General features: G+C 31.8%; 6 protein-coding genes and 3 pseudogenes. 6 read left to right on the top strand and 3 right to left on the bottom strand.

All coding sequences use genetic code 11. The features are described from left to right. Window positions 1-215, bottom strand: a 215-nt coding sequence (locus tag G468_RS0115590; RefSeq protein WP_162143434.1) for a helix-turn-helix domain-containing protein, incomplete at its 3' end; no start/stop codon positions are given. Window positions 216-307: 92 nt separating this feature from the next. Here G468_RS0115590 and G468_RS25470 point away from each other — a divergent pair. Both G468_RS25470 and G468_RS25475 read left to right on the top strand, forming a co-directional pair. Beyond that, a pseudogene (locus tag G468_RS25470) lies at window positions 308-436 on the top strand (hypothetical protein); the annotation flags it as partial. Between the two features lie 33 nt (window positions 437-469). Next, window positions 470-682: a hypothetical protein gene (locus G468_RS25475; RefSeq protein ID WP_407062046.1), complete on the top strand. Its 213-nt coding sequence runs from the start codon at window positions 470-472 to the stop codon at window positions 680-682. Window positions 683-772: 90 nt separating this feature from the next. On the opposite strand, the gene G468_RS0115600 is transcribed toward G468_RS25475, so the two are convergent. Continuing rightward, a complete protein-coding gene (locus G468_RS0115600) occupies window positions 773-2,005 on the bottom strand; it encodes an MFS transporter (protein ID WP_026823855.1) in 1,233 nt (410 codons plus the stop codon). A gap of 530 nt (window positions 2,006-2,535) precedes the next feature. Between G468_RS0115600 and G468_RS21425 the strand changes: the two are divergent. Continuing rightward, a pseudogene (locus G468_RS21425) lies at window positions 2,536-3,087 on the top strand (anion permease); the annotation flags it as partial. Here G468_RS21425 and G468_RS23925 read toward each other — a convergent pair. Next, window positions 3,065-3,196: pseudogene (locus G468_RS23925) on the bottom strand (SDR family NAD(P)-dependent oxidoreductase); the annotation flags it as partial. The pseudogenes G468_RS21425 and G468_RS23925 overlap by 23 nt on opposite strands. Before the next feature lie 269 nt (window positions 3,197-3,465). On the opposite strand from G468_RS23925, the gene G468_RS21430 reads away from it, so the two are divergent. The 3 genes from G468_RS21430 to G468_RS0115620 all read left to right on the top strand — a co-directional run bounded on the left by G468_RS21430 (window position 3,466) and on the right by G468_RS0115620 (window position 5,645). Further along, the gene (locus G468_RS21430) at window positions 3,466-4,173 is read left to right on the top strand and encodes a CDP-diacylglycerol diphosphatase (protein ID WP_051297155.1); all 708 of its coding nucleotides are present in this window, start codon (window positions 3,466-3,468) and stop codon (window positions 4,171-4,173) included. Window positions 4,174-4,646: 473 nt separating this feature from the next. Next, on the top strand, window positions 4,647-5,282 hold the full coding sequence (locus G468_RS22625; protein WP_081700709.1) for a bactofilin family protein: 636 nt from the start codon (window positions 4,647-4,649) through the stop codon (window positions 5,280-5,282). A 120-nt stretch (window positions 5,283-5,402) separates the two neighbouring features. Continuing rightward, window positions 5,403-5,645: a hypothetical protein gene (locus G468_RS0115620; RefSeq protein ID WP_026823856.1), complete on the top strand. Its 243-nt coding sequence runs from the start codon at window positions 5,403-5,405 to the stop codon at window positions 5,643-5,645. Window positions 5,646-6,435: the final 790 nt, after the last annotated feature.

Consider the following 6,435-nt stretch of genomic DNA (forward strand, 5'->3'; position numbering starts at 1 on the left):
GGTTTAGCCAGTTCAATTCGCTGAAGCAAATAAGGTTTAAAGGGGGATAATTTAGTCGGTTGTTGACTTCTTTTAGCATAAGTTGGCATTGTCTGTTGTTGTAAATGATGTTTTACGGTGTTACGGGATATACCCAACTCACTGGCAATTTTTCGAAGGCTTTGTCCTTGTGCAAAGCGAACATGAATATCCACAAATATCTCCTTGGTTAACATAAATTATCCGTACAAAAATGTGCGAATAATACCAAGTGGATCAGTTTTAGATGATCGTTAGTGGATCAGTTTTGCATGATCGGTGACAATTTATTAATCGCTTAAATAGAAATGTACCATTACCAAAATTGAGCACCTGTATTAATAAAAATAAACTTACTGTTCACTTCTCAGAAAAACCTGTCAAAATTACCCGCTGGATTGCAAAAAATTCCGTTGCAAGAGATTTTCGTTACTCATGCGGTATAAGGTATTTGCCATCATCAATCAAAATTGGCAAAGGTGAAAATATAACTGTTGCTATGAATTCTAAAATAATGGGTTGGCAAGCAACTTATATTGAAGCTATTTTTAGTGACGGTTATGTTGCTACAACAGAAGTATATATTACACCCGATGAAAAATTTCCAATAACTGCGCCGCCAGCAAAAAACTCAAGTTGCCAAACATTGCCAGGGCGAATATAGCAATGGATATTAAAGTTAATTAATACAGATTTAGATAAATCAAAGTCTTAATTAAAGTATAGAGTTTTGTATTTAATTAAGACCCACAATTTATATTTTCCTTAATTTGATGCTAATAATTAATCCAAGCGAAGTTAAAAATATAATAAAACCAATAATTCCATTCCATTTCCAATGACTCCAAAATACACCGCCTAAAGTGCCGGCTATACTGGAACCACCATAGTAGCTGAACAAATACCATGATGATGCTTGGGCTTTAGCTCGCTTTGAACGTTTTCCAATCCAGCTACTGACAATAGCATGAGCTGCAAAAAATCCTACCGTTAATATCACCATTCCTAATATAATAATTGCGATGGGGGAAAAAAAAGTAATTGTGATACCAATAAACATTAAACAAATAGCAATAAATAAAATATCTGCATAGTTATATTTTAAGGCTAGAAATCCTGCTTTAGACGCGCTATAGGTACCGGCTAAAAAGATGAAAGATAATAATCCAATCATAGTTTGACTAAAATTATAAGGAGCTTCCAATAATCGATAACCTATATAATTATAGAGAGTTATAAAACTTCCCATAATGATAAAACCAATTATAAATAAAAAAAGTAATCCCTTATCTCTAAGGTGGACTCTAAAATTAACCAATAAGAAACGTGGACGAACTGACGATGCTCTAAAATGTTGTGAAGGCGGTAATAAACGCCAAAAAATAATGGCGGCAATAAAGGTAAATAAACTAAATACAATTGTTGCTATCCGCCAAGAAAAATGATCGGTTAGAATACCGGTAATCAAGCGCCCACTCATACCACCTATAGAGTTACCACTGATATATAAGCCCATAGAAAGTGCTAAGTAATTGGGATGAATTTCTTCACTGAGGTAAGTCATAGCAACTGCCGCAACACCACTTAAAGCAAGACCAACCAATGCTCTAGTTAATAAAATACCATTCCAACTTTGCATAAAGGCACTAATAAAGGTAATAATAGCCGCACTTAGTAAAGCGAGCACCATGATATTTTTGCGGCCTACCGCATCGGAAAGGGGACCAGTAACAAGCAATCCAAGCGCGAGTAGGCCTGTACACAATGAAAGGGACATACTAGATTGGGCGGGTGTTATTTTAAACTCACTTGATAAAATGGGCAGTATTGGTTGTACAAAATAGAGTAACGCAAAAGTTGATAATCCCACCATAAAAAATGACAAAGTAACACGTATATAAAGAGCATCACGATATTTTATATGATGCTGAAAATTATCTTTTGGGCAACTGTCATTCTCTTTGTTGTCTTGTTGAGATTTTTTCATCTAATACCTGATAATTATTCACTAATAATTGATACCAGAATAAATAAAATGACATATTTTGTCCAATATATAATTTGAATAAGCTTATTAAAAATAGCAACATAAATATAAAAAGTTAGCATTATTTAAATTAATGAAATTTTAATTAAAATAAGTGACAAATTTTTTTGTAAATACTATTTTTTCTTCGACTCTTCTATATATTTATTCTATTTATTCTAAATTAATTTCTTTACTCAATAAGTTTGAATAAAATTTAATTAATCATCATAAAATACCCAGATATTTATTCTTATTTCATCATTAAAGAAATTATCTGTTATTAATCAAAGCGATACTAAAACATTTTTTCAAACTTAAGTAAAATTCCCTATATCAATATATTTTTACTTTTCATTAGCATTATCTCTATAAATTTCTCCTTTATTTTTATATTAAAAGATATGCATTAATATATTAACACTCTAAAATTATTACTGCGCTATTATACAATTCATGAAAATAGAACTGAGCAGAAGGAAAGAGCAATTATGGCGAATAAAATAACGAGTCAAGTGAAGTGGCTACCATTAGTAATTATCACTATAATCGCAACATTTTTTTTGTATCAAAACCCACCAACAGGATTAAGTTTTGCTGCCTGGCAGACCGTTATTATTTTTGTAGCAACTATTGCTTCAATTGTTGCTAAAGTATTACCCATCGGAGCAATCGGCCTAATCGGAATGACGATCTTTGCCCTTAGTCACGCTGCCGGAGATGAAAGTGCAAGTGATGCCATTATAACTGCACTAAGTGAGCTTAATAGTAGTTTAATTTGGCTCATTGTAGTTGCTTTTATGATTGCTAGAGGTTTTATTAAAACCGGCTTAGGACGACGAATTGCATTACAAATGATCCGGCTATTAGGTAAAAGAACACTAGGATTGGCTTATGGTCTCGCGGTGGCTGATTTGATTTTATCTCCTGCTATGCCAAGTAACACAGCACGCTGTGGTGGCGTTATTTATCCTATTGCTGATTCATTAGCACGTAGTTTTGATTCCCACCCAGAAAATGAATCTGCTGATGGAGTTTTTTTAACCGCATTTCTCGTCGACCTGTGCCAATAACAATGTGGCCATTAGCAATAAATTTTTTAGTTATTGCTTCACCAAACCCCGCGGTAACACCAGTGACAAAAATTATCATTATTTACCTTCTTTTATTTTTTTGCTTCTAATTAAGTGTAAGTAAAAAATCTCACATGAAAAGAGTCAAGTGATATCTTTAAAGCATGTTAGCTACGTAATAAAGTTATATTCTGTCAAAAAAGAAAAATACTTAGAACATTAAATTAACAAATAGATAGAATAAACTTACACATACCTTATACTAGATGAGCAAAAAAAACGCTGCTAGTAACCAAATCAGCCATTCTAAAATGCTTTTAAGGAAAATTTTTTATAATAGGATTTTTTATGAAAAAAACTATCAAGTTAGTACTCAAGATATTTTTTGCTTTATTTTTATCAATATTAATTTATTTTGCCTATATAAAAATAAATAGTGATAAGTTATGGCAAACCATTAATCAACAATGTATTCCTCAGTTTAAAAATGGCAACTTACAATCGCCATGTATCAAAGTTGACCAACAACACCGATATGTTATCTATAAGGATATAAAGGGACCATTACATGATTTATTATTACCGTTAGATAAAATCTCTGGCATTGAAAGTCCTATTTTGCAACAAAAAAACACAGAAAATTATTTCATGCTAGCATGGCAAAATCGGGATCTATTTATAAAATCAGCGAATAAACCTATTAATGAGCAATTTCTTTCTCTCGCAATAAACTCAAAATATGGTCGCACGCAAGAACAATTACACATTCATTTAGCCTGTTTAAAACCTGAAGTCTATCAAACAATAAAAGAAAATGAGCATACCATAACCGCGAACTGGCAACCCTTAAAAGAAAGAATTAATAGTCATCAATACATAGCCATTAAAGTTCCAGCGTCAGACATAAATAAAATATCACCCTTTAATTATCTAGAAAAATATGTTGCAGAGCAGGGTGATAATATTGCCTATTATGGCTTAGCGATGACACCAAGCACACAAAAAAATGAGTTTAATAACCACAACAAAATAACGCTTATATTATTATCAAAATAGTAACCAATCACGTTTATAATATTAAAAAATTAACTTAAATAATAATTTATAAATTTTCCACTTCAGAATAAAAGTATAAAAATTATAACATAAGTCAATATTTCTAACCGAAGATACATTGCAATATACTAAAGCTAACTAATATAATGAATAATGATTAATTTTGTTGCAATTTAGCTATTTTCTAATAGTCAAAAAAATGCTATTTATTTTCTCTATACGATAACAATCCGTATTTTACATTATGTGAACATAAAAAATGATTTGTTTTAAAAATCAATCTATGTGACATATTAATCAACCATTAACTAACAAAATGTTAAATATTTTAACACAAATATGCGCTTTAAATTAAAGTGAAACGATTAATGACATAAAACTCTTATGGAGATGACAAAAAAATTTTTACTTTACGCATCATAAATTCTGCATTAAATGCTGTGCTAGTTAATTAAAATCCGGTGGAGGACTATGTGCGATTAATCAATGTAGCAATTGTTGCATGGTGCTTTTCTATCATCATGTATTCTACTGGATTTTTTTGGGTTTGCTTTAGCAGTGGATTAGTCTCTAGCCTGCTAATTATCTATTATTTTAGGAGAAAGATTTTGTTTAAGAAACGGAAAATTGAAAGTACAGAAAACAAACAAAGCACAGAAAATAATTTTGAAAACAAAAGTGACAAAAAGACCATTATATGTGCTGAAACTTGTTTCACAGGAGATATTGTCTCAGATGCAGATATACTTATTGATGGTAAATATATCGGCAATATTTTATGTAAACAAAACACAGTTATTGTAACAAAAACTGGCATTGTAACGGGTAGTATATTAGCCAAAAAATCAATTATCGATGGCAAAATTGAAGGTCGTGTTGAATCTAATTTAATCGAAATTCAAAAAAATGGCATGATTGAAGGTGAAATTTATAGTGAAAATCTGTCCATTGAAGACGGTGGATTCTTTATTGGGTTATCAAAAAAAATCACAGTAGATCTGAATAAAAAAATACCTGAACGAAATAATGTGCAAGAACATAAAAAACATCAAAAAATTGATGCTGCCAATACGGTTGCCTTAAAAGAGAAGAAAGAAAAAGTTTCTTAATTTACTTGTAGATTAGAATCACTGGAAACATATTTAATGTTTCCAGTTGTCATATTCCTACAAGGAAGGGTAAAATTAAGGTTAACAATAAGTTAATTTACATAAAAATTTTTAATATCCATGAATATAAATAACTCTAATTATTCAAATTTAAGTCAATCTACTGTCAAAAAAGATGACCGTATTTATAACGATTCAAAGGCAAGACCTGTTGAGATAGCAACCAAATTTAATCGTGTTACTAATAAAGTGGAAGTCTCGCAAAATATCCCGTTGATGACACCCGAGGATAAAATGCATCTTAATCGTATGTTTGATCGCTGTTTTACTAACGTTGAAAAATACGCACATCTAAAAAGATAAATTTAGACAAGCCAAGCGCGACAATTACCGCGTAGCGGTTCGGGGTTCTGGTACCCCCGAACTTTACCCCAATTCATAGGGGAGATTTCCTTTGTATATCATATAAAACTCCTCATCAGGTAAAGCGAGTCAGGCTTGAAAACTATAACCAGGACATTCCTAAACCAAGACATTCCTAATGAGCCACAAATAGACATTAGCATTGAGCCTCTACAACAAATATTCGCATAATGTACAACGTTATGTTACAAAAGGGTTCTTGCCCATTTCGGCAAAATTTCGCCTGTCGGAATGGGCGAGGTTCGTCTTTAACATAGAGTGTATTGTGCGATCCTGAAAATTAATAGTAGTCATTATTTCGTTTGTTTTGATAGTAAATTATTCCATACCCTATGCCATTTATTGCTAGAAAAATAATGAACTGCCAGAATGCAGTTCCGTACCATTCAGGCTCTATCTTAATGGGAAAATTGTCTCGAATCCCTGCTTTATAGTCGAGTATAGGGAAAAAGCTACACCATAGTAGACTGAGCATAAGTGGGGTTGTTAATTTTATTACGTTGAAATTTGAACGGAAGTACCAAATAATAAAGCTGATTAGTGCGATCCATATGACAATTTTGATGCCTGTATTAATTGCGATGTCAAGAGGAATTTCAAAAATCTTCTTGATCCAGACAGCAAATCCTATAAGTTGTAGTAGCTCAGACTAGATCTGACAGTTACCAGTTATTTATACAGTATCTGTCAGGCTAAATTTGATTTAAATCTTTTTCTCTCCAAATTTGTT

The organism is Arsenophonus nasoniae DSM 15247 (assembly GCF_000429565.1).
GTDB lineage: Bacteria > Pseudomonadota > Gammaproteobacteria > Enterobacterales > Enterobacteriaceae > Arsenophonus > Arsenophonus nasoniae.

Bases quoted from the DNA above. Each gene is read 5' to 3' on its own strand.
- G468_RS0115620 (WP_026823856.1), top strand. From the start codon at position 5,403: ATGAATATAAATAACTCTAATTATTCAAATTTAAGTCAATCTACTGTC.
- G468_RS21430 (WP_051297155.1), top strand. From the start codon at position 3,466: ATGAAAAAAACTATCAAGTTAGTACTCAAGATATTTTTTGCTTTATTT.
- G468_RS0115600 (WP_026823855.1), bottom strand. From the start codon at position 2,005: ATGAAAAAATCTCAACAAGACAACAAAGAGAATGACAGTTGCCCAAAA.